The organism is Tsukamurella sp. DT100, from assembly GCF_049844855.1.
In the GTDB taxonomy this organism is placed as follows: Bacteria; Actinomycetota; Actinomycetes; order Mycobacteriales; family Mycobacteriaceae; genus Tsukamurella.
Genome location: NZ_JBNCLV010000008.1, coordinates 1 through 19,346, shown reverse-complemented (window position 1 = coordinate 19,346; position 19,346 = coordinate 1). Strand labels below are relative to the sequence as shown.

The 19,346-nt window shown below is 69.6% G+C and carries 28 protein-coding genes, 1 tRNA gene and 1 riboswitch; of the genes, 10 read left to right on the top strand and 19 right to left on the bottom strand.

The window, feature by feature from the left end; translation table 11 throughout:
• Positions 1-114: 114 nt before the first annotated feature.
• On the bottom strand, positions 115-534 hold the full coding sequence (locus ACLQ3K_RS18735; RefSeq protein WP_224645837.1) for a MerR family transcriptional regulator: 420 nt from the start codon (positions 532-534) through the stop codon (positions 115-117).
• Positions 535-583: 49 nt separating this feature from the next.
• Here ACLQ3K_RS18735 and ACLQ3K_RS18730 point away from each other — a divergent pair, with 49 nt between their 5' ends.
• Positions 584-973, top strand: coding sequence for a nuclear transport factor 2 family protein (locus ACLQ3K_RS18730; protein WP_426001066.1), 390 nt, complete (start codon positions 584-586; stop codon positions 971-973).
• Between the two features lie 42 nt (positions 974-1,015).
• Here the strand turns inward: ACLQ3K_RS18730 and ACLQ3K_RS18725 are convergent, their stop codons facing one another.
• Both ACLQ3K_RS18725 and mca read right to left on the bottom strand, forming a co-directional pair.
• Complete coding sequence (locus ACLQ3K_RS18725) at positions 1,016-1,342, bottom strand: hypothetical protein (RefSeq protein WP_224645835.1); 327 nt, start codon at positions 1,340-1,342, stop codon at positions 1,016-1,018.
• Positions 1,342-2,208 (bottom strand): mycothiol conjugate amidase Mca, encoded by an 867-nt coding sequence (mca, locus tag ACLQ3K_RS18720; protein ID WP_426001065.1) that lies wholly within the window; start codon positions 2,206-2,208, stop codon positions 1,342-1,344. Before mca ends, ACLQ3K_RS18725 begins: the two co-directional genes overlap by 1 nt.
• A gap of 61 nt (positions 2,209-2,269) precedes the next feature.
• Between mca and ACLQ3K_RS18715 the strand changes: the two genes are divergently transcribed.
• From ACLQ3K_RS18715 to greA, 3 genes are all read left to right on the top strand, one after another.
• Positions 2,270-2,698, top strand: coding sequence for a DUF4307 domain-containing protein (locus ACLQ3K_RS18715; RefSeq protein WP_224645833.1), 429 nt, complete (start codon positions 2,270-2,272; stop codon positions 2,696-2,698).
• A gap of 89 nt (positions 2,699-2,787) precedes the next feature.
• A complete protein-coding gene (locus ACLQ3K_RS18710) occupies positions 2,788-3,456 on the top strand; it encodes a queuosine precursor transporter (RefSeq protein ID WP_426001234.1) in 669 nt (222 codons plus the stop codon).
• 164 nt (positions 3,457-3,620) lie between these two features.
• Positions 3,621-4,115 (top strand): transcription elongation factor GreA, encoded by a 495-nt coding sequence (gene greA / locus ACLQ3K_RS18705; protein WP_068524412.1) that lies wholly within the window; start codon positions 3,621-3,623, stop codon positions 4,113-4,115.
• 72 nt (positions 4,116-4,187) lie between these two features.
• Here greA and ACLQ3K_RS18700 read toward each other — a convergent pair whose 3' ends face one another.
• Positions 4,188-5,252: a polysaccharide deacetylase family protein gene (locus ACLQ3K_RS18700; RefSeq protein ID WP_426001064.1), complete on the bottom strand. Its 1,065-nt coding sequence runs from the start codon at positions 5,250-5,252 to the stop codon at positions 4,188-4,190.
• A gap of 165 nt (positions 5,253-5,417) precedes the next feature.
• Here ACLQ3K_RS18700 and ACLQ3K_RS18695 point away from each other — a divergent pair, with 165 nt between their 5' ends.
• Positions 5,418-5,885 (top strand): hypothetical protein, encoded by a 468-nt coding sequence (locus tag ACLQ3K_RS18695; RefSeq protein ID WP_224645830.1) that lies wholly within the window; start codon positions 5,418-5,420, stop codon positions 5,883-5,885.
• Here the strand turns inward: ACLQ3K_RS18695 and ACLQ3K_RS18690 are convergent.
• Entirely contained in the window at positions 5,878-7,050 is a 1,173-nt protein-coding gene (locus tag ACLQ3K_RS18690) for a cystathionine gamma-synthase (RefSeq protein WP_224645829.1), read from the bottom strand. The genes ACLQ3K_RS18695 and ACLQ3K_RS18690 overlap by 8 nt on opposite strands.
• A gap of 13 nt (positions 7,051-7,063) precedes the next feature.
• Positions 7,064-8,446 carry a cystathionine beta-synthase gene (locus tag ACLQ3K_RS18685; RefSeq protein ID WP_426001063.1) on the bottom strand — a complete coding sequence of 461 codons (1,383 nt, stop codon included), beginning with the start codon at positions 8,444-8,446 and terminating at the stop codon, positions 7,064-7,066.
• Positions 8,447-8,515: 69 nt separating this feature from the next.
• Here ACLQ3K_RS18685 and ACLQ3K_RS18680 point away from each other — a divergent pair, with 69 nt between their 5' ends.
• The gene (locus ACLQ3K_RS18680) at positions 8,516-9,433 is read left to right on the top strand and encodes an SGNH/GDSL hydrolase family protein (protein WP_426001062.1); all 918 of its coding nucleotides are present in this window, start codon (positions 8,516-8,518) and stop codon (positions 9,431-9,433) included.
• A 60-nt stretch (positions 9,434-9,493) separates the two neighbouring features.
• Here the strand turns inward: ACLQ3K_RS18680 and ACLQ3K_RS18675 are convergent, their stop codons facing one another.
• The 3 genes from ACLQ3K_RS18675 to ACLQ3K_RS18665 form a co-directional block, all read right to left on the bottom strand.
• Positions 9,494-10,420 carry a Bax inhibitor-1/YccA family protein gene (locus ACLQ3K_RS18675; RefSeq protein WP_224645922.1) on the bottom strand — a complete coding sequence of 309 codons (927 nt, stop codon included), beginning with the start codon at positions 10,418-10,420 and terminating at the stop codon, positions 9,494-9,496.
• 128 nt (positions 10,421-10,548) lie between these two features.
• The gene (locus ACLQ3K_RS18670) at positions 10,549-11,088 is read right to left on the bottom strand and encodes a Clp protease N-terminal domain-containing protein (protein ID WP_426001061.1); all 540 of its coding nucleotides are present in this window, start codon (positions 11,086-11,088) and stop codon (positions 10,549-10,551) included.
• Between the two features lie 18 nt (positions 11,089-11,106).
• A complete protein-coding gene (locus ACLQ3K_RS18665; protein WP_068524404.1) occupies positions 11,107-11,313 on the bottom strand; it encodes an RNA polymerase subunit sigma-70 in 207 nt (68 codons plus the stop codon).
• A gap of 86 nt (positions 11,314-11,399) precedes the next feature.
• Here ACLQ3K_RS18665 and ACLQ3K_RS18660 point away from each other — a divergent pair.
• Positions 11,400-11,473, top strand: a tRNA-Leu gene (locus ACLQ3K_RS18660).
• 340 nt (positions 11,474-11,813) lie between these two features.
• Positions 11,814-12,059, top strand: a complete 246-nt coding sequence (locus tag ACLQ3K_RS18655; protein ID WP_426001060.1) for a hypothetical protein — start codon at positions 11,814-11,816, stop codon at positions 12,057-12,059.
• Between the two features lie 71 nt (positions 12,060-12,130).
• Here the strand turns inward: ACLQ3K_RS18655 and ACLQ3K_RS18650 are convergent, their stop codons facing one another.
• Positions 12,131-12,697 carry a dihydrofolate reductase family protein gene (locus ACLQ3K_RS18650; RefSeq protein ID WP_426001059.1) on the bottom strand — a complete coding sequence of 189 codons (567 nt, stop codon included), beginning with the start codon at positions 12,695-12,697 and terminating at the stop codon, positions 12,131-12,133.
• 116 nt (positions 12,698-12,813) lie between these two features.
• On the opposite strand from ACLQ3K_RS18650, the gene ACLQ3K_RS18645 reads away from it, so the two are divergent.
• On the top strand, positions 12,814-13,179 hold the full coding sequence (locus ACLQ3K_RS18645; RefSeq protein ID WP_426001058.1) for a hypothetical protein: 366 nt from the start codon (positions 12,814-12,816) through the stop codon (positions 13,177-13,179).
• 7 nt (positions 13,180-13,186) lie between these two features.
• Here the strand turns inward: ACLQ3K_RS18645 and ACLQ3K_RS18640 are convergent, their stop codons facing one another.
• Both ACLQ3K_RS18640 and ACLQ3K_RS18635 read right to left on the bottom strand, forming a co-directional pair.
• A complete protein-coding gene (locus tag ACLQ3K_RS18640; protein WP_426001057.1) occupies positions 13,187-14,164 on the bottom strand; it encodes a mechanosensitive ion channel family protein in 978 nt (325 codons plus the stop codon).
• A 67-nt stretch (positions 14,165-14,231) separates the two neighbouring features.
• Entirely contained in the window at positions 14,232-14,807 is a 576-nt protein-coding gene (locus tag ACLQ3K_RS18635) for a dihydrofolate reductase family protein (protein WP_426001056.1), read from the bottom strand.
• Positions 14,808-14,878: 71 nt separating this feature from the next.
• Positions 14,879-14,942: riboswitch (guanidine-III (ykkC-III) riboswitch) on the top strand.
• 18 nt (positions 14,943-14,960) lie between these two features.
• Here ACLQ3K_RS18635 and ACLQ3K_RS18630 point away from each other — a divergent pair.
• Positions 14,961-15,275 carry a DMT family transporter gene (locus tag ACLQ3K_RS18630; RefSeq protein WP_224645822.1) on the top strand — a complete coding sequence of 105 codons (315 nt, stop codon included), beginning with the start codon at positions 14,961-14,963 and terminating at the stop codon, positions 15,273-15,275.
• On the opposite strand, the gene ACLQ3K_RS18625 is transcribed toward ACLQ3K_RS18630, so the two are convergent.
• From ACLQ3K_RS18625 to ACLQ3K_RS18595, 7 genes are all read right to left on the bottom strand, one after another.
• Positions 15,259-15,828 carry a DUF418 domain-containing protein gene (locus tag ACLQ3K_RS18625; protein ID WP_426001055.1) on the bottom strand — a complete coding sequence of 190 codons (570 nt, stop codon included), beginning with the start codon at positions 15,826-15,828 and terminating at the stop codon, positions 15,259-15,261. The genes ACLQ3K_RS18630 and ACLQ3K_RS18625 overlap by 17 nt on opposite strands.
• Before the next feature lie 9 nt (positions 15,829-15,837).
• Positions 15,838-16,407 carry a DUF418 domain-containing protein gene (locus tag ACLQ3K_RS18620; protein ID WP_426001054.1) on the bottom strand — a complete coding sequence of 190 codons (570 nt, stop codon included), beginning with the start codon at positions 16,405-16,407 and terminating at the stop codon, positions 15,838-15,840.
• An 86-nt stretch (positions 16,408-16,493) separates the two neighbouring features.
• Positions 16,494-16,772, bottom strand: a complete 279-nt coding sequence (locus tag ACLQ3K_RS18615; protein ID WP_336670074.1) for a hypothetical protein — start codon at positions 16,770-16,772, stop codon at positions 16,494-16,496.
• A 90-nt stretch (positions 16,773-16,862) separates the two neighbouring features.
• On the bottom strand, positions 16,863-17,816 hold the full coding sequence (locus ACLQ3K_RS18610) for an exopolyphosphatase (protein WP_426001053.1): 954 nt from the start codon (positions 17,814-17,816) through the stop codon (positions 16,863-16,865).
• On the bottom strand, positions 17,813-18,337 hold the full coding sequence (locus tag ACLQ3K_RS18605) for a DUF501 domain-containing protein (RefSeq protein WP_224645818.1): 525 nt from the start codon (positions 18,335-18,337) through the stop codon (positions 17,813-17,815). The genes ACLQ3K_RS18610 and ACLQ3K_RS18605 overlap by 4 nt, the downstream gene beginning before the upstream one ends.
• On the bottom strand, positions 18,337-18,756 hold the full coding sequence (locus ACLQ3K_RS18600) for an FtsB family cell division protein (protein WP_224645817.1): 420 nt from the start codon (positions 18,754-18,756) through the stop codon (positions 18,337-18,339). The genes ACLQ3K_RS18605 and ACLQ3K_RS18600 overlap by 1 nt, the downstream gene beginning before the upstream one ends.
• Before the next feature lie 39 nt (positions 18,757-18,795).
• On the bottom strand, positions 18,796-19,346 hold a 551-nt coding region (locus ACLQ3K_RS18595), incomplete at its 5' end, for an enolase C-terminal domain-like protein (protein WP_426001052.1).

Sequence of the window (19,346 nt, the reverse complement as noted above, 5' to 3'; positions counted from 1 at the left end):
GAAGTCGCTGTGAGGTCCCCTACCGGGGCTCGTCGGCCCCGGCACCGTCGGATCCGCCCGACGGTCCGCCGCGTGCGGGGGTGGTCGCGGGGTCGCGCGTGTAGGCCGACCGGTTCATCGGCGCGCCGCCGTCGGGCGCTGCTCCGCAGCGCCCGCACCGAACGGCCCGTAGGTCTCGGCTCCGAGTCGCGCAGCCTCGTCTATGTAATGCGCGAGCGCTGCTCGCGATCGGGTCAGCGTGCCGATCTGATCGTCCAGGCGGTCCAGTCGGCCTCGCATGGCCTCGATCAGCTCCGGGCAGCCGAAGAGCTGCGGGGCCTCACCCCTGGCGCAAGGCAGGAGGTAGGCGATGTCGTCCGTCGAGAGACCGGCGGCGAGCAGGTGCCGGATCTGCCGCACCGTGACGACGTCGTCCTCGCTGTAGACCCGGTACCCCGCGGCGGTGCGCCCCGGATCCAGCAGTGCCTGCGCCTCGTAGTACCGCAGCTGGTGGGCGTTGACACCCGTTCGGCGACTCAGATCTCCGATGTGCATTCGTCAGCCCCTTGACCTTCAGACCGGCCTCAACGTTCACCATGGTCGCATGAACTCCTACACACCCTCCCCAGGTGACCGGACGCCCGATGAGAACGACGGCTTCGCCGCACTCGTCGCGGCGTACCTCGCGATGTGGAACGAACGCGACCCGCGGGCCCGGCAGGCGCTGGCTGCCGCGGTGTTCACGCCCGACGCGTACTACGTGGACCCGAACTCCGCGGCGCGGGGAATCGCTGCCATCGATGCCTACGTGGCCGGCTGGCAGGCCCAGTTCCCCGATTCCGAGTTCACGCGTGGCGCGCTGCACGGCCATCACCACGTCGTGTACTTCGAGTGGAGCTTCGGGTCGCCCGGGAACCCGCCGGCGGGGAACGGCCGCGATGTGGCCGTCGTCGAGAACGGCCGGATCAGCACCGTCTACGGATTCTTCCAGTAGTAGCGGGCGTACCGCCCCGCCGATCCGGCGGCGTGCGTCGAGCTACCGGGGCTCGTCGCCCCCGGCACCGTCAGCACTGTTCGACGGTCCGCCGTCGCCCTTGGTGAGCGAGGCCCCGTCGGCCTCGATCCCCGCGTGGTCGGTGCCGCCGGCCTCGTCGCCCTCGCCGGGCGCCTCGTCGTCGAAGGACTCGGGGAGGTTCTTCACGTGCTTGTTCATCGAGCGGATCAGCAGGAAGGTCACCGCCAGAAGCGCGACGATCACGGCCAGGCCGAGCGGGCCCGACTTGCCGAACTCCGGCCCCTTGGGCTTCTGCGGGTCCTGCGCGAGGATCGCGACGTCGGTGGCGAGCTGCAGTAGCGGTCCCATCACTTCTCGATCCCGCTGAACAGGTCCTTCTCAGGCATCCTGCTGCTCACAGTGGTCTTCGCCAACTCGTACTCCTCGGTCGGCCACAGGCGCTGCTGCCACTCCATCGGCACCGCGAAGAACGGCCCGTTGGGGTCGATCTGGGTGGCGTGCGCGCGCAGCGCGTCATCGCGCACGGGGAAGTACTCGCCGCATTCGACCTGCGTGGTCACGCGGGCCATCATGTCGTTCTTCTCGTCCTTCCACCGCGCGAGCCACTCGGTGTAGGGGTTCTCGAGGCCGTTCTTCTCGAACTCGTCCGCGAAAGCCTGGAACTTCCCGCGCAGGAAGCCGTGGCTGTAGTAGACCTTCGAGATCTGCCAGGGCTCGCCGGCATCGGGGAACTGCGCGGGATCGGCCGCGGCCTCGTAGGCCGCCATCGAGACGGTGTGGGTCATGATGTGGTCGGGGTGCGGGTAGCCGCCGTTCTCGTCGTACGTGATCATCACGTGCGGGCGGAACTCGCGGATCAGGCGCACCAGTGTCTCGGTCGGCACCTCCACCGGCTCCAGCGCGAAGCAGCCGTCCGGGAGCGGGGGCAGCGGGTCGCCCTCGGGCAGCCCCGAGTCGACGAAGCCGAGCCAGCGGTGCTCGACGCCCAGGATGGCGGCGGCCTTGGCCATCTCCTCGCGACGCACCTCGGGCAGGCGGCCCTTGACGCCCGCGACGTCCATCGCGGGGTTGAGGATGTCGCCCCGTTCGCCGCCCGTGAACGTCGCGACCAGCACGTCGTTCCCCTCGGCCGCGTACCGCGCCATGGTGGCGGCGCCCTTGCTCGACTCGTCGTCCGGGTGCGCGTGAACGGCGAGGAGGCGGTATCCGGTCATGACCCCCAGTGTTCCACGATCGGGCGCGGGCCCGCCGCGCCGGGTGTGCTTCGATGGAAGCATGTCGACCGCCCCTGTCCGCCCCTCCGATCGCTACCCCGACGAGCGCGATCCCGCGCGCACGCGTCGCATCGGCCTCATCGGGCTGGTGGTGGTCGTGATCCTCGGCGTGGGCCTCGCGTGGATGGGCTATCAGAAGTTCTCGCGGCAGCCCGTCACCGGCGAGACCGCGGGGTACGAGGTGCTGTCCGATTCGGCGGTGGACGTGCAGGTCACGGTGACCCGCACCGACCCGCAGCAGGCGGTCAGCTGCATCGTCTACGCCAAGAACAAGGCGGGCGACGAGATCGGCCGCCGCGAGTTCTACGTCGCCCCGTCGCCGGACCCCGTCGTGGTGGTCAGCAGCGAGGTGCGCACCACGGAACCGCCCGCCGTCGGCGACGTCTTCGGTTGCGGGACGAACGTGCCCGCGTATCTTGACCGTGCGTGAGCACTGACAACTCCCCCACCCCGAAGTCTGGGCAGCCGGCCCGCAACCGCGGTCCGGCCTTCGCCACAGTCAGCAGTTACTACTTCCCCATGCTCGTCGGCCTGTTCGTCGGCGTCATGATCATCAGCAACATCACGGGCACCAAGGCCGTGCTGTTCGCCCCGTCGTTGCACGTCGAGATCCTCGGCCTGCAGATCGACGGCATCGCCACCGACGGCGCCTTCTACCTCTTCCCCCTCGCGTACGTCCTCGGCGACGTGATCTCCGAGGTGTACGGCTTCCGCGCCATGCGCAGGGTGATCCTCACCGGCTTCGCGATCCTCGCGCTCGCGGCACTGTGCTTCTGGGTCACCACGCTGCTGCCGCCCGCCCCGGGCTGGCCCAACGACGAGGCCTTCAAGACCGTCGCGGGCGTGGTCCCGCGGTTCCTGATCGCCGGCCTCGCGGGCTACCTGGTGGGCGAGTTCATGAACTCCTGGGTCCTGGTGCGCATGAAGTCCTGGACGGGCGAGAAGCACCTGTGGTCGCGGCTGCTCGGCTCCACGGTCGTCGGCGAGTTCTTCGACACCCTCGTCTTCTGTTCCATCGCCGCGCCCGCGCTCGGCTTCACCACCCCGGGTCAGTTCCTCAACTACCTGATCCTGGGATTCGTGTGGAAGACGCTGGTCGAGATCCTCATCATGCCGCTGAGCTACGCACTGTGCGGCTTCCTCAAACGCCGGGAGCCCACCTACCAGCAGGCGCTCCAGGCCGCCTGATCCGAATACCCGTTTCCGTTTCCCATGCTAGAATCAGCGGATACACGGTTCCGGATGGAGCCGTGTATTGCTGCATTTACGGGCCCCGGGCACCGTTTCGGGGCCGGCCGGCTGTGGGATGGTGAAGCCGCAGCGGGCCGCCGACTACGACGAAGGACGAAGAAATGACGGACACTCAGGTGACGTGGTTGACCCCCGAGTCCCACGAGCGCCTCAAGCACGAGTTGGACGCCTTGATCGCCAACCGCCCCGTCATCGCCGCCGAGATCAATGAGCGTCGCGAAGAGGGCGATCTCAAGGAGAACGGTGGCTACCACGCCGCGCGCGACGAGCAGGGCCAGCAGGAGGCGCGTATCCGCCAGCTGCAGGAGCTCCTCAACAACGCGAAGGTCGGCGAGGCCCCCACGCAGTCCGGCGTGGCGCTCCCCGGCTCGGTCGTGAAGGTCTACTACGACGGCGACGAGAAGGACACCGAGACCTTCCTCATCGCCACGCGCGAGGAGGGCGGGGGCGACGGTGAGCTGGAGATCTACTCCCCCAACTCCCCGCTCGGCGCGGCCCTGATCGACGCGAAGGTCGGCGAGACCCGCGAGTACACGATCCCCAGCGGCGCGGTCGTCAAGGTGACCCTGGTCAGCGCGGAGCCGTACCACTCCTGAGCTCCCCGGCACCGTCGAAAGCGGGCCCGCCCCCAGTGGGGACGGGCCCGCTTTCGCGTATCGGCGTCGCTGCTATCCGGCGCGGCTGCTCTGGAGCTGGCTGACTGTGACGAAGGCGTAGCCCTGGTCGCCGAGCTGCGTCATCATGCGGTCCATCGCCGTCGCCGACGAGACGAACGTGTCGTGCAGCATCACGATCTGTCCCGGCTTCACCTTCAGCAGCACCTGCGTCAGGCCGTCGGGATCACCCTGGTAGTTGTAGTCCATCGAATCCAGGTCCCAGAGGACCTGGGTGAGGCCCAGCCGCTTGCCGGCGTCCACGACGGACGGCGACGTGTGCCCGCCCATCGGCCGGAACAGTGTGGGCGCGCTTCCCACGGAGCTGCGGATCGCGTCGTTGGTCTGCTGCAACTGCGCGGTGCTGTCGGTCTCGGACAGCGTCGTCATGTCGGGCTGGGTCCAGGTGCCGTTGGCGACCTCGTTCCCGGTGCCGGCGATCGCCGTCATGATGTCGGGGTTGAGGTTGACCTGCGCGCCGGTCACGAAGAACGTGCCCTTGGCGCCGTGATTGTCGAGGATCTGCAGGAACTGCCTGGTCGCGGGGCCGGGACCGCCGGAGAAGGTGAGCGCGACGCACTTGCTCTTGGCGCAGTCGACGCTGCCGTCCGGCAGGTACACCGGCTTGGTGACGGGCTTCGCCGCCGCCTGAGGTGCGGGCGCGGGGGCCGACGGTCCGCCGCCCTGGCCCGACGGTCCACCCTCGCCCCGGTTCGCGTCGCCGCCGGCCGCGGTGGCGGGCGCGGGCGGCACCGCGGGCGCGGTGGGTCCGGCGACGGTGGGCTGCGGCTTCGCGGGCGCGTTCGGCGGCGGCACCACCACGGTCATCGTGGCTGGGGCCTGCGGCGACGGGGGCGCGGTGGTCTGCCCCGGCGGCAGGGCCCCGGGGTTGACCCCGGCGCTCGGCTTCGAGGAGGCGCCCGACGGGGCCGACGGCAGCGGGTCGAAGGTGAGGCTCGACCCGAGTCGGCTCGTATCGCCGCCGGTCACGCCGCACCCGACCGCGACGGCAGCCGCGATCACGAGGGCACTCCCCGCGACCGCGTAGTTGCGGACCTTCCGGCTCTGCTTCGGCCTCAAGAACTCACTCCAGCCACTTGTGTCATGTTCTACAACAAGAGCCACTTTAGTCCCACGAACCCTGAAGGGGAAGTCGAAGGTTCAGATGGTGACCGAGTCGTTACTCCCGGCGGCCCCTAAGGCGCGAACAAGGAGCCGACAAGGACGGCAGCGGACCATCGTGCCGTGCATCCGAACTACTTCGAGCCGTGGCATCGGCGCCACCCCGCCGCCTTCGTCGTCCTGACCGTGACGGCGATCGTCCTGGTCATCCTCACGGTGGGCGCCGGCCTGCTCCTCGGACTGGCCGTGCTGTTCGTGCACGCGCTGTCCGACCCGGTCCCCGTCGACGCCCATGACGAGCGCACGGTGCGAGCGCGGTTCAGCATCTACGCCGACGACGTCGACGCGTCGCGCGACGTGTCGGGCATGTGGTGCACGCGACTGAAGAACGGTGCCGGGAGCACCCGTTGGTTCCCGCCCGGCCCCCGATCCACCGGCGACGTCACCGTCGACGGCGAGGCCGCCACGATGGTCGTGCACTACTCGCCGCAGGGTGTCCCGAGCGACCCGGACGAGGACCCCGTCCGGGCGAAGACGCTGCTGCAGTTCCGCTACGAGTCCGGGATGTGGCGGTACTGCGGCGTCAGCTGAACGCGTTCTCCAAGTCGGCGACCAGGTCGCCGATGTCCTCGATGCCGACGGACAGCCGAACCAGGTCCTCGGGGACCTCGAGCTGCGAGCCGGCGGTGGACGCGTGGGTCATCGCGGCGGGGTGCTCGATGAGCGACTCGATGCCGCCCAGCGACTCGGCGAGCGTGAAGATCTCGGTCCGCGCGCAGAACCGCTGCGCCGCTTCGCGTCCGCCGGCGAGGCGGACGGAGATCATGCCGCCGAAGCGCTTCATCTGCTTGGCCGCGACCGCATGGTTCGGGTGGCTCTCGAGGCCCGGGTACAGCACCGTCGACACCTCGGGACGGCCGGAGAGGAACTCGACGATCTTCTCCGCGTTGTCGCAGTGCCGGTCCATCCGGACGCCGAGCGTCTTGATGCCGCGCAGGGCGAGGTAGACGTCGAACGGGCCGGGCACCGCGCCCGCGCCGTTCTGCAGGAAGGCGAAGTCGGTGTCGAGCTGCTCGTCGTTGGTCACCAACGCGCCACCGACGGTGTCGCTGTGCCCGCCGAGGTACTTGGTCACCGAGTGCAGCACCACGTCGGCGCCGAGGGCCAGCGGTGTCTGCAGGTACGGGCTGGCGAAGGTGTTGTCCACCACCAGCTTCGCGCCGCCGGCGTGGGCCACCTCGGCGAGGGCCTCGATGTCGCCGATGTTGAGCAGCGGGTTGGTCGGCGTCTCGATCCACACCAGCTTGGTGTTGGGGCGGATCGCCGCCCGCACGGCGTCGACGTCGGTGACGGGCGCCGGGGTGTGCTCGATCCCCCACTGCGAGAAGACCTTGTCGATGAGACGGAAGGTCCCGCCGTAGGCGTCGTCGGGGATGATCAGGTGATCGCCGGGGCGCAGAGTCGCGCGCAGCAGGCAGTCGGTGGCGGCCATGCCGGAGGCGAAGCCGCGGCCGAAGGTGCCCTCCTCGATCGCGGCGAGGTTGGCCTCGTAGGCGCGCCGGGTCGGGTTGCCGGTGCGGGCGTACTCGAAGCCGCCGCGCATGCCGCCGACGCCGTCCTGGGCGAAGGTGGAGCTGGCGTAGATCGGCACGTTGACGGCGCCGGTCAGCGGGTCGGGCTCGTAGCCGGCGTGGATCGCGCGGGTCGAGAAGCCCTGCGCCGCATGCTTGTCGATGGCGCTCTTCTGCTCACTCATGTCGCTGGCCCTTCTACTTGCCGTGGGAGAGGAAGTTCAGCACGTCGTGCCGGGTGATCACGCCGACGGGCTTGCCGTCGTCGATGACCATGAGGGCGTCGGACTCCCGCAGCGCCGTATTGGCGGCCGAGATCGGCTCGCCCGCACCGATCAGCGGGAACGCCGGGCCCATGTGCTTGCTCACCGGGTCGGCGAGGTTCGCGCGGCCCTCGAAGACGGCCGAGAGCAGCTCGCGCTCGGTGACGGCGCCCGCCACCTCGCCCGCCATGATCGGGGGCTCGGCGCCGACGACCGGCATCTGCGAGACGTTGTACTCGGCGAGGATCTCGATGGCGTCGCGGATGGTCTCCGACGGGTGCGTGTGCACGAGGTCGGGCAGTTCGCCCTTCTTGCCGCGCAGGATGTCGCCGACGAGGGATTCCTGCTCGTTGGGGTCGAGCGGGGCGCGCAGGAAGCCGTAGCTCGACATCCACTTGTCGTTGAAGATCTTCGACAGGTAGCCGCGGCCACCGTCGGGCAGCAGCACGACGACGACGGCGTCGGGGTCGCGCTCGGCGACGCGCAGCGCGGCGACGACCGCCATGCCGCACGAGCCGCCGACGAGCAGGCCCTCCTCGCGGGCGAGGCGGCGGGTCATCTCGAAGGAGTCGGCGTCGGAGACGGCGATGATCTCGTCCGGGATGTCGGGGTCGTAGGCGGTGGGCCAGAAGTCCTCGCCCACGCCCTCGACGAGGTACGGGCGGCCGGTGCCGCCGGAGTAGACGGAGCCCTCGGGATCGGCGCCGACGACCTTGACCTTCCCGCCGGAGACCTCCTTGAGGTACTTGCCGGTGCCGGTGATCGTGCCGCCCGTGCCGACGCCCGCCACGAAGTGGGTGATCTTACCCTCGGTGTCGCGCCAGATCTCGGGGCCGGTGGTCTCGTAGTGCGACGCGGGGCCGTTGGGGTTGGAGTACTGATTCGGCTTCCAGGCGCCCGGGATCTCGCGGGTGAGCCGGTCGGAGACGTTGTAGTACGAGTCCGGGTGCTCGGGCGCGACGGCGGTCGGGCACACGACGACCTCGGCGCCGTAGGCCTTGAGCACGTTGCGCTTGTCCTCGCTGACCTTGTCCGGGCAGACGAAGACGCACTTGTAGCCGCGCTGCTGCGCGACGATCGCCAGCCCCACGCCGGTGTTGCCGGACGTCGGCTCGACGATGGTGCCGCCCGGCTTGAGCTCGCCCGACTCCTCCGCGGCGTCGATCATCTTCACCGCGATCCGGTCCTTGCTGGACCCGCCGGGGTTGAGGTACTCGATCTTGGCCGCGACCAGGCCCGATCCGGGCTTCACCACGGAGTTCAGTCGAACCAGTGGGGTGTCGCCGATCAACTCGCTGACGTGTCCTGCGATACGCATGCCTCCATCGTCCCAGAGCGCCCGGTACGCCTCACGCCCGGTCCACGCCAGGCCGTCTAGATTGGTCTCATGGGGTACTCCCGAAACCGGCTCGCCCGTGACGCGCTGTACACCTCGGCCGCCGCCGTCAGCGGCGCCGGAGCCACCTGGGGCGCCTACGCGCTCCTCACCAAGCAGGCGCGCACCGCGCGCACCGTCATCCCCCACCGCACCGACAAGGCACCGGCGAAGGACGGCGTCTACGTCCCCGGCACCACCGTCGTCGAGCGGCCCGGGCCGCACCATCCCGCCGACGTGAGTCTCATGGTCTTCGGGGACTCCACCGCCGCGGGCCTCGGGGTCGACGATGCCGAGCACACGCCCGGCGTGCTGCTCGCACGCGGCGTCGTGGCGGAGACGGGGCGCACCGTGCGGCTCGCGGTGAAGGCGATCGTGGGCGCGACGTCGAAGGGGCTGGCCGCGCAGATCGAGGCGGCGTTCATCGCGAAGCAGATCCCGGACGTGGCGGTGATCATCGTCGGCGCGAACGACGTGACGGCGCTCAACTCGATCGAGCCCTCGGCGCGGCGCCTGGGCGCGGCCGTGGCCCAGCTGCGCGGCGCGGGCGCCGAGGTGGTCGTCGGCACGTGCCCGGACATCGGCGTCGTGCAGTCCATCCCCCAGCCCCTGCGGTCGGTGATCCGCCGGTACGGGCTGCAGCTGGCGGCGCGGCAGCGCGCGCACGTGCTCGCCGCGGGCGGACACCCCGTGCCCTTCGCCGACACCCTGACGCCGGAGTTCCTGGAGGCGCCCGAGCGGATGTTCTCGCCGGACAACTTCCACCCGTCGGCCGCGGGCTACGAGCTGGCGGCGCGGCTGCTGCTCCCCGAGGTGCTGGCCGCGCTCGGCGAGTGGCACGGGCCGCTCCCCTCGCCCCCGGAGGTGTCCGAGGCGGCCGACGCGAACCGACTCACGGCGCGCCTGGCCCGGGCCCTGCGCCGGGACTGAACCGGCCGCAAACGCAGAACGCCCCGCAGCCGGGGCTGCGGGGCGTTCGGACGGTGGTGACTAGTCGCTGCTGTAGAAGTAGCTCAGCAGGCGCAGGATCTCGACGTACAGCCAGACCAGCGTGACGGTCAGGCCCAGGGCCACGCCCCACGCCGCCTTCGACGGTGCGCCGGCGCGGATCAGCTGATCCGCCTGGTCGAAGTCCAGCAGGAAGCTGAACGCCGCGATCGCGATGACGACCAGCGAGAAGCCGACCGCGATGACCGGGTTCTCCTGGAAGTTACGCAGCGGGCCGGGGCCCGATCCGAACATGCCGATGACGGCGCTGCCCAGCATCATGACCAGGACACCGATCATGGCCGCGAAGAGCATGCGGGTGAAGCGCGGGGTCACGCGGATGGCGCCGGTCTTGTAGACCACGAGCATGCCGATGAACACGCCGACCGTGGCGAGCACGGCCTGACCGATGAGGGCGCCGGCGCTGATGCCGCTGACCATGTAGTTCGCGAAGACGAACGAGATGGCACCGACGAACAGACCCTCGAGCGCCGCGTACGACAGCACGATGGCCGGGTTGTCCTGCTTGCGGCCGAAGCTCGCGACCATCACCAGGATGAAGCCGCCGATACCGCCGACGAGCGCCAACGGCATCGGACCGACGATGCCGCCGGCGACGAGTGCGTACGCCGCGACCGCGAAGGCGATGAGCACGCCGAGCGTGGCACCGGTCTTCGTGACCACGTCGTCGATGGTCATGGTGCCGCCGGTCGTGCCCTGCTGGTACGGGGCCTGCGGCGGCTGCTGGTACTGCTGGAACTGCATGCCCTGGGCGGCGCCTGCGGCACCCATCCCCAGGTTCATGCCCTGCGGGTATCCCTGCTGCTGACCGTAGCCCTGCTGCGGGTAGCCCTGCTGATAGCCGGCGGGCGCCTGCTGGCGGGTCTCCTTGGTCAGCCCGCGGAAGATCGGGTTGCTGCTTTCGCGCACCGTGGGGTCCTTTCCCTGGTCGTGCACCTGTACATACTCTTCAACGCTCGAGCCCGCGGCCGAAGTTCCCAGTTTCGGCAACGTTCTTTACGAACAGCTTAACCGTGTCGCGGCGGGCGTGCAGAAACTTATGCCGCGGGACGATCCAGCAGGTCGTAGAGGCGCCGGCGCAGCTCGTCGCGGGGGACGACGGATTCCACCGCGGCCAGCGAGTCGGCGTCGTCGCTGCGCAGCAGACCGAGCAGCATGTGGGCGCTCTCGATGCTCCGATCCTTGCGGTGCGCCGCCTCCCGCACGGCGAGCTGCAGCGTCTTCTTCGATGCGGGGTCGAACGGGATGTGGCCGGCGCGGAACTTCGTGCGGATGGGCCGCAGAATGTCGAAGCCGAAGCGCTTCTCGATCGCGTCCGCGACGGCGCCCACGTCGATGCCGATGCCGCGCAGGGCCTCGGCGTCCCTGTCCGTGAGCACGCGGCCGGCGGCGGAGGCGCGGACCGCTTCGGGCGTGAGCCCCACGTCGGTCAGCTCGTGCTGCAGCGGACCGTCGACGGTGCCGAGCACGCCGAGCAGTAGGTGAGTGGGGGTGATCTTGTCGGCGCCGTTCTCGCGCGCCTCCTCCTGGGCGAGCACGACCGCGACGCGGGCGCTCTTGGTGAACCGTTCGAACACAGCAGTCCTGTTCCCGGCTTACTTGCCGTACTTCTTGTGCACCGCCTGGCGGCTGACCGCGAGGTGTTCCGCGATGTCCTGCCAGGACCAGCCGAGATTCCTGGCGTTGGACACCTGGACCGCCTCGAGTTGGTCGGCCAGCTTCCGCAGTGCGACGACGGCCCGGAGCCCCTCCGCGGGGTCCTCCGATGCCGCCGATCCGACGAGGGTGGGTGGTGAGCTCACGCCTGTCAATCTACGTTGACACACTCGGTCTGTCAACGCATGTTGACAGGCTCGACGGTGCGCCGCCGCGCTAGGCTTCCCCACGCGCCCCTATAGCCCAATTGGCAGAGGCAGCGGACTTAAAATCCGCCGAGTGTCGGTTCGAGTCCGACTGGGGGCACAACACGCCAGCGCCGATGACGAGTTCGCGCAACTTCGGGCCCCTTTTGCCGGGAAAGGCTCGAATCGGACGAGATCGGCATATACGATCACCCGACGAATTCACCTTTCCCACTTACCTTTGACGCAGCGCGAACCCGCCGCCGGTTCCATCGCTCCGTTGAACGAGTCTCCGGAGCACACCATGACCGAGGCCCATGAGCCACCTGCGGCACCCCAATCCCCGCCCCCTCCCTTCAGCCCCGGCCCGTATTCGACACGCCCCATACTACGACCCCGCACTGCCACCGCACGGGTATCCGGCGCCGACTCCCTACGCCTACCCTCCCCAGCAGATCGTGGTGACCCAGGTCGCCACTCCTGGAAACTCGGTCGGTGTAGCAGGGTTCGTCATCGGACTCCTCGCCCTGCTCTTCGCGTTCATCCCATTGATCGGAATGATCGCGTGGCTCTTGGTGCCGATCGGCCTCCTACTCTCCGGAGTCGGCATGATGAATTCACCGAGAGGCATGGCGATTGCAGGAATGGTGCTATCCGGCCTCGCACTCCTTATGTGCTTCGGTTGGTTGCTACTCGTCGCCATTTGACGACCGTGCCCCTCCAGAGCGCTCGGGCCGACTCCATCTGCGCGTGAAGCGACCGCTCCCCGAACGGATACCTACCGCAGGACGCAGTAGTGCACGAAATCGACGCCGCAGGAGAAAGATCGGCCGCCCACCCGCTCCAAAGCTGTGGCGATCCCCTGCTGCGGGAAGTACGGGATGCCGCCGCCCACGAGCACGGGATAGACGCGCACGCGGTACTCATCGATCAGGCCGAGCCGCGCTGCCTCCGCCGCGAGGCCGGCGCCGCCGATGCCGATGTTCCCCTCGCCGGGTTCGGCGCGGAGCCGCGCGACCTCCTCGGACAGGTCACCGTCGGCGAGGCGGGTGTTGGCGCCCTGCACCGCGGTGAGCGTGGTGGAGAAGACGACCTTCGGCAGGTCCTTCCACAGCGCGGCGAAGACGCGCTCGTCGGCGTCCAGCGGCTGAGTCTCCGCGGCGGTGTCCCAGTAGAGCATCGTCTCGTAGAGCTTCCGCCCCATCAGGTGCACGTCCAGCCCGCGCACCTCGTCGGTGGCGAAGCGGAACACCTCCTCGTCGGGCTGCGACCAGTCGAACGCCCCGTCCGGCCCCACGATGTACCCGTCCGCCGACGTGCTCAGTGAATAGGTCACGCTGCGCATCGGCGCTTCACCACCTCGTCCAGAACTTCTTCGGCCGTCTGTATTGTCCACCGTTTCCGTCCGGAAAGTGGCGCTGCACGCAAAGATTCCTCCACAGAAGTCGCGGAGGAGGAGCAATGGAAGTCACCGAAGATATCGAATCGACGTTCACGTCACTGACCACGAGTGCGCTGATCATCGCTGTAGCCGTCTGGTTCATCAGCGCGATCACTGCGGCGATGATCGCCGAGCAGCGGGGCCGAAGCGTCGCTGCGTTCTTCTTCTTCCTCGGCCCGCTCGGCCCCGGTTTCGCACTGATCGCGCCGCGCGAAGACCGGGGGCGTCCGGCACAGCCTCGCAGCGGAGTAGAGGAGCGCCCGGTCGCTGAGGGGCGTCGACGTTTCACCTGCCCCAGGTGCGGAGCCGCGAACGACATCGCCGAAGCCGAAACCCCCTACGACTGTTGGCGATGCGCGGAACACCGCAGAGTGCGGCCCACGTGATCGCGACTCACTCGGGGACCCCGGCGGCCACCGGGAGTCCGCTGCGGTAGGGCGGGGCGATGTCGTGCTCGTCGAAGGCGCGCAGGATCCGGCGGCGCAGCTCGCGCTCCACCGCCCACTGCCGGTTCGCGCGCACCCGCACGGTGAGCCGGATGCTCACCCGGTCGGCGGTGGCACCGTCGACGCCCAACATGTCGGGCGCGCCCAGGACGTCCTCGGACAAAGGCTCCTCCGCGACGGCCTCGAGGGCCGCCTCGAGGGCGACGCGGCACGCCAGATCCACGTCGGCGGAGTACGAGATGGGCAGTTGCAGGAAGGCCACCGCGTAGTCCTGGCTGAAGTTGGCGACCCGCATGATCTCGCCGTTGCGGACGTACCAGAGCGTGCCCTGCACGTCGCGCACCGTCGTGATCCGCATGCCCACCGTCTCGACGGTGCCGGTGACCTCCCCGAGGACCAGTACGACGTCGCCCACGCCGTACTGGTCCTCGATCAGCATGAAGATGCCGGAGATGAAGTCCCGCACCAGGTTCTGCGCGCCGAACCCCAAGGCCACGCCCACGACGCCGGCGGAGGCGATGAGCGGCGCCACGTTCACCCCGACGATCGCGAGCGACTGGATCACCACCCAGATCAGCACCAGGAAGGACACCGCGGACTTGAGCACCGAGCCGATGGTCTCGGCCCGCTGCGCCCGCCGGGCCCGGGCCTCCCGGTCGCGCTGCGCCTTCGCCGGATCGTCGACGGTGCGCCGCCGCACGGCCGGCAGTCGACTACCGTTGAGCCGGCCACCGAGTCTGCCGAGGCCGAATCGCCGTGGGGCCGAATCGCCGTCGCGCCGGTTGCCGCGGACCAGCCGATCGATGCCGCGGTGCAGCAGATATCGGACGACGACGGCGAGGACGACGTAGAGGCCTATCTCCAGGGGCGTGTGGATCAGCCACTGTCGTCCGTTCTCATTGAGCTGGAAGGCTAGATCGGACATGCCTCCGACGGTACGGACGACTGCCACACGCGCAAGTTCCCGAAACCGGGGATGCGCGGCGAACCGGTCAACGAATCACGTCGTAGATCACCTTGAGCACGCCGTTGGGATACGCCTGCGATTCCCGCAGCCGCAGTGCCGTGGCGTCCCGATCCTCGCGGCCGAAGATGCTCTTGCCCGCGCCGAGCAGGTACGGGAAGACCAACAGGTTGTACCGGTCGATCAGGCCGGCGTCGGCGAGGTTGCGCGCGAGCTCGCAGCTGCCGTGGATGAAGATCGCGCCGCCGTCGGTCGCCTTGAGCGCGGCGACGTCGTCCGTCGACCGCAGGATCGTCGTACCGCCCCAGCCGTCGACGAGGTCGCCCTCGCCGATCGTCGTGGAGGCGACGTACTTCGGCAGGTCGCGGTAGGCGGCGTGGTCCTCGGATTGCGGCCACACCGCGCCGAAGGCGTCGTAGCTGCGGCGCCCGAAGAGCAGCGCCGTCGTCTCCCCCAGCTCCTCGCCCTTGAGCGAGAAGGCCTCGGGGAGGAAGTCGTGCCGCGCCACCCAGCCGCCGCTGCGATGACCCTCGACGGTCCCGCCGGGCGAGTCCGCCACCCCGTCGAGCGAGATGAATCCCGTGTACACCAGTTCGCGCGTCATGCAGCTCACCCTAGTGCGCGGGTCAGATTCGTCACCGTCACTTGACCATCGAACTCCGTCGAGTACCGTAAGTGGCGTCGCAAAGGACATCCGGACGAGGCGCACCGTACCCGGCGAGCGAAAAGACGGTGCGAACCTGAGGAGGTTCGCATCATGGCATGGATCGTTCTGATCGTTTCCGGCGTTCTCGAGGCCATCTGGGCCACCGCACTCGGCAAGTCCGAGGGCTTCTCCAAGCTCACCCCGTCGATCGTGTTCGGCGTCGCGCTCGTCGCCAGCATGGCCGGCCTGGCCTACGCCATGCGCGATCTGCCCACCGGTACCGCCTACGCGGTCTGGGTCGGCATCGGCGCCACGCTCACCGTGGTCTACGCAATGGCGACCGGCGAGGAGACCGCATCGCTGGTCAAGGTCGTCTGCATCATGGCGATCGTCGGCGGTGTCGTCGGGCTCAAGCTGGCCCACTGACCGTCGCGCGGGCGTGCTCCTGCATCCGAGCGGTGCCGCCGTACGTCGCCACCCGCAGCGCCCATTCGACGGGGCCGTACCGGAACCGCCGGGTGTACCAGCGCGCGACGACGAGTTGCAGGACGAAGACGGCCGCGGCGAAGGCGAGCACCGCACCGTCGGACCATCTTCCGGCCTGCGCGAACCCGTAGCCCGTGAAGGCGAGGGCCGCGATCAGCGACTGCGAGAGGTACACCGTGGCGCTGATCCGGCCCGCCGGCGCGAAGACCTCGGACACCACCGGGCGGGCGTGGATGATCCGCAGGAAGGTGGCGGCGTACGCGGCGGCGAGCAGGGGTCCGGAGACGTAGCCGAGAGCCTCGGTGTGCGGGATGTGCAGCAGCACCGGGAGGATCGAGAGCGGTAGGCCGAGTCCGAATCCGATCGCCTGCACCCGCGGCAGGTGCTGGAGGTAGCGGGCCGGGTCCTCGAACAGGCGCACCTTTCCGGCGGCGAGGCCGACGAGGAACAGCGGCAGCACGTTGAGGATCCCGAACGCGACCGTCGGCCCCAAGCGGCCGACTCAGTCGCTCCACCGATAGGCGACGGCCTCGCCCCAGCCCGCGCGGACGGCGTCGAGGGCCGCGGCGTTGTCGGTCGCCGTCTGCGCGGCATCTGCCGGGGACTGGGTGATCCGCGCGACGGTGAGCGCCACGAACAGGAGGAGGCACGCTCCGTACAGGACACCGGCGAGCCGGAGCGCCGACCGCGGCCCCAGCCCTCGCAACGCGAGCAGTGCCAGGCCGATCAGGCCGTAGCCGAAGAGGACGTCGCCCGTGAACAGGAAAACAGTGTGCAACAGCCCGATCGCGAGGAGCGCGAGCAGGCGACGCACGGTGCGAGCCCTGGCGTTCGCACCGTCGCGCTCCGCGGAGCGGAACTGCAGAGTCAGCGAGTACCCGAACAGGAAGGAGAACAGCACGTAGAAGCGGTTGTGCAGGAAGATCTCCTCGAAGGACCGCACCGGGCCCTCCGCGAATCCCGCCGGGTTCGCCATGATCGCGATGTTCACCGCGAAGATGCCCCCGAGCGCGAAGCCGCGCAGGGCGTCGAGCGCCTCGATCCGCGGCACCGACGGGATCGTCGTCGTCATGCGGCAAAGCTATGACGGTTCGACCGGCGCCCGCCTCCGTGAAAGCCCGGATATACTCCCCTATTCCAGGGGTACGACGGTGCGGGTCAGGCGGCGGAGGCGGCCAGCCGGCCGGCCGGGTCGAGCACGGTGTCGACGACGCCGTGGCGCGCCTCGGCGCGGTCGACGGCCGTCGACCACTGCTCCGGATCGGCGAGGTCCGCCACGAGCGCGTAGACGTCACCGGAGAGCACGGAGACCACATCGCGGAAGTTGGTGCCCACCGCGGTCACCCGGTTCCCTGCCGCGGAGAGCTCAGCGACCAGTCGTGCCGTCGCGTCGGTGCCGTCCAGCACCACGATCACGCATTCGGTTGCCTTCGTCATCATCGACTTCCTTTCGCCGTCTGACGAAGACGTTAGGCTGCGAAACCGCTTCGTGCGCTGCCGAAAGGCTGTGAGTTCGTCAACAGTGCGTTAATTCCCGGGTTCGGCGAGCCCCATGGCCACGCCGTCGAGGATGTCGTGCTCGGAAACGGTGAGCTCGGTCACGCCGACGGCGGCCAGCCGCTCGGCCAGCCGCATCGCCACCAGCGCGCCGCCGCCGATCACGTCCGCGCGACCGGGGTGCATCGGGCCCAGCGCCAGGCGCTCCGCCGAGGTCATCGCGACCAGCCGGCGGCACAGCGCGACGAGATCGCCCAGCGGCACCCGCGAGCCGTGGATCAGTGCGGGGTCGTACTCGGTGAGGCCGTGTGCCAGCGCGGCCAACGTCGTGAAGGTCCCGGCGACGCCGATCCAGGTGCGGACGCCGTCCAGCGGCACGACGGCGGTGGCCTCGTCGAGGGCGGCGTCGATGTGGAAGGTCGCCTCCGCCACCTCGGCGGCGGTCGGCGGGTCCGCGTGCAGCGCACGCTCGGTGATCCGCACGCAGCCGATGTCGGCCGAATAGGCGCGCGCGACGGCGCCTCCGGAGCCGACGACGAGCTCCGTCGAGCCTCCGCCGAGGTCGACCACGAGGGCCGGGTCGTCGGCCGACAGCCCGGCGGTGGCGCCGCGGTAGGACAGCTCCGCCTCCTCGGTGCCGGCGATCACCTCGGCGCGCGCACCCGGCGTGATCCGGCCCAGCGCGGCGGCGGTGAGGTCGAGGAACGCATCGCGGTTGGACACGTCGCGGGCGGCGGAGGTGGCGACCATGCGAACCCGGGTCGCGCCCAGTTCCAGTGCCGTGGAGACGTAGTCGTCGAGCGCCACCCGGACGCGCTCGAGTGCCTCGGCGGCGAACTCGCCCGTGGCGTCCACGCCCTGACCGAGCCGGACGATCCGCATGTCGCGGTGCAGCTCCACCAGTCCCGCGTCGGAGGCGCGCGCGACGTACAGGCGGATACTGTTGGTACCGCAGTCGATCGCCGCGACGATCAGGGGATTCACTCACCACCCCAGGGGAACCGGGGCTCCGGCCAGTCGGCCGGGATCGCGCTGCCGCGCAGGCCCGCTGCCGCGGCGAGGGCGACGGCCTCGTCGCCCAGCCGGACGACCCCGGGGCCCTCGGCGAGCGCGTAGGCGATCAGCACGTGCAGGCACTTCACCCGGTCCGGCATGCCACCGCCGGTGAAGTCGGTGCCCAGATCCTCCAGGGCGTTGCGGGATTCGAGGTAATGCCGGTGCGCCGCGCGGTAGTTCTCGGCGATGGCCTCGTCGGAGGCGAGCAGCGCCTCCATCTCGCGCATGACCCCCGCGCTCTCCTGCCGGCTGGCCTCGGCGGTGAGCCGCGGGTCCGTGAGGTAGTAGAGCGTGGGGAAGGGCGTACCGTCGGGCAGCCGCGGCGCGGTCTTGACCACCGCGGGCTCGCCGTCCGGGGTGCGGTAGGCGATGGCGAGCACGCCACGGGGCTCCCGGCCCAGCTGCGCGGCGACCCGGTCCAGATCCTCCTGAGCTACTGCGTCACTCATCAGTGCGGCACCGCGATCGTGCGCCAGACATTGGTGTACCAGGGGTTCTGCTTCGCCTGCTCGGCCTCCACCTGCTCGGGCGTCGGCTTCGGCGCGCCGGGCACCTGCACGCGGTAGGGCGTCTCACCGGGCATCACGTACTGCAGCCGGATCCGGGCCTGCGCCTTGACGTACTCCGGATCGTCCTGCAGGCGCTTCTGCTCCTCGAGCCGCGCGATGTCGGCGAGCAACTGGGCGTGCTCGGCCGCCACCTTCTCCTCGCGTGCCTGCTCGGACATGTACGTCCGGACCGGCACGGCGAGGGTGAGGGCGAGGACGCACAGCACGAGGAACAGCACGACGGTCCGCCCCGCGCTCCGTCCGTCCGCACGGGCATCGCCGCCCGACGGGCTGCGCACGAGGCGGGACCTACTGCTCACTTCGGCTGTGCTCCTTCGACTCTCGATGTACTGCGGGGACTAGCTGGTGAACTCGAAGCGGGGGAAGGCGGTGTCGCCGGCGTACCGTGCGGCGTCGCCCAGTTCCTCCTCGATGCGCAGCAGCTGGTTGTACTTCGCGACACGCTCGGAGCGGGCCGGGGCACCGGTCTTGATCTGGCCCGAGCCCACCGCCACGGCCAGGTCGGCGATGGTGGTGTCCTCCGTCTCACCCGAGCGATGACTCATCATCGACTTGTAGCCGTTGTTGTGCGCCAACGCCACCGCATCCAGCGTCTCCGTCAGCGTGCCGATCTGATTGACCTTCACCAACAGCGCGTTCGCGGCACCCCGGGCGATACCGTCCTCCAGCCGCTCGGGGTTGGTGACAAACAGATCGTCGCCGACGAGCTGGATCTTGTCGCCGATCGCATCCGTCAGGTCGACCCACCCCTCCCAGTCGTCCTCCGACAGCGGATCCTCGATCGAGACCAGCGGGAACTCACCGATCAGCTCGGCGTAGAACTCACCCATCTCAGCGGCACTGAGCACCTTGCCCTCGAACTTGTAACCCTCCGGGCTGTAGAACTCCG

Coding starts and splice junctions, on each gene's coding strand:
- greA (WP_068524412.1), top strand. CDS start 3,621: ATGACGGACACTCAGGTGACGTGGTTGACCCCCGAGTCCCACGAGCGC.
- mca (WP_426001065.1), bottom strand. CDS start 2,208: ATGACCGGATACCGCCTCCTCGCCGTTCACGCGCACCCGGACGACGAG.
- ACLQ3K_RS18685 (WP_426001063.1), bottom strand. CDS start 8,446: ATGCGTATCGCAGGACACGTCAGCGAGTTGATCGGCGACACCCCACTG.
- ACLQ3K_RS18645 (WP_426001058.1), top strand. CDS start 12,814: ATGGAAGTCACCGAAGATATCGAATCGACGTTCACGTCACTGACCACG.
- ACLQ3K_RS18605 (WP_224645818.1), bottom strand. CDS start 18,337: ATGAGTGACGCAGTAGCTCAGGAGGATCTGGACCGGGTCGCCGCGCAG.
- ACLQ3K_RS18635 (WP_426001056.1), bottom strand. CDS start 14,807: ATGACGCGCGAACTGGTGTACACGGGATTCATCTCGCTCGACGGGGTG.
- ACLQ3K_RS18715 (WP_224645833.1), top strand. CDS start 2,270: ATGTCGACCGCCCCTGTCCGCCCCTCCGATCGCTACCCCGACGAGCGC.
- ACLQ3K_RS18680 (WP_426001062.1), top strand. CDS start 8,516: ATGGGGTACTCCCGAAACCGGCTCGCCCGTGACGCGCTGTACACCTCG.
- ACLQ3K_RS18615 (WP_336670074.1), bottom strand. CDS start 16,772: ATGACGAAGGCAACCGAATGCGTGATCGTGGTGCTGGACGGCACCGAC.
- ACLQ3K_RS18650 (WP_426001059.1), bottom strand. CDS start 12,697: ATGCGCAGCGTGACCTATTCACTGAGCACGTCGGCGGACGGGTACATC.
- ACLQ3K_RS18620 (WP_426001054.1), bottom strand. CDS start 16,407: ATGACGACGACGATCCCGTCGGTGCCGCGGATCGAGGCGCTCGACGCC.
- ACLQ3K_RS18710 (WP_426001234.1), top strand. CDS start 2,788: ATGCTCGTCGGCCTGTTCGTCGGCGTCATGATCATCAGCAACATCACG.
- ACLQ3K_RS18735 (WP_224645837.1), bottom strand. CDS start 534: ATGCACATCGGAGATCTGAGTCGCCGAACGGGTGTCAACGCCCACCAG.
- ACLQ3K_RS18690 (WP_224645829.1), bottom strand. CDS start 7,050: ATGAGTGAGCAGAAGAGCGCCATCGACAAGCATGCGGCGCAGGGCTTC.
- ACLQ3K_RS18725 (WP_224645835.1), bottom strand. CDS start 1,342: ATGGGACCGCTACTGCAGCTCGCCACCGACGTCGCGATCCTCGCGCAG.
- ACLQ3K_RS18730 (WP_426001066.1), top strand. CDS start 584: ATGAACTCCTACACACCCTCCCCAGGTGACCGGACGCCCGATGAGAAC.
- ACLQ3K_RS18630 (WP_224645822.1), top strand. CDS start 14,961: ATGGCATGGATCGTTCTGATCGTTTCCGGCGTTCTCGAGGCCATCTGG.
- ACLQ3K_RS18640 (WP_426001057.1), bottom strand. CDS start 14,164: ATGTCCGATCTAGCCTTCCAGCTCAATGAGAACGGACGACAGTGGCTG.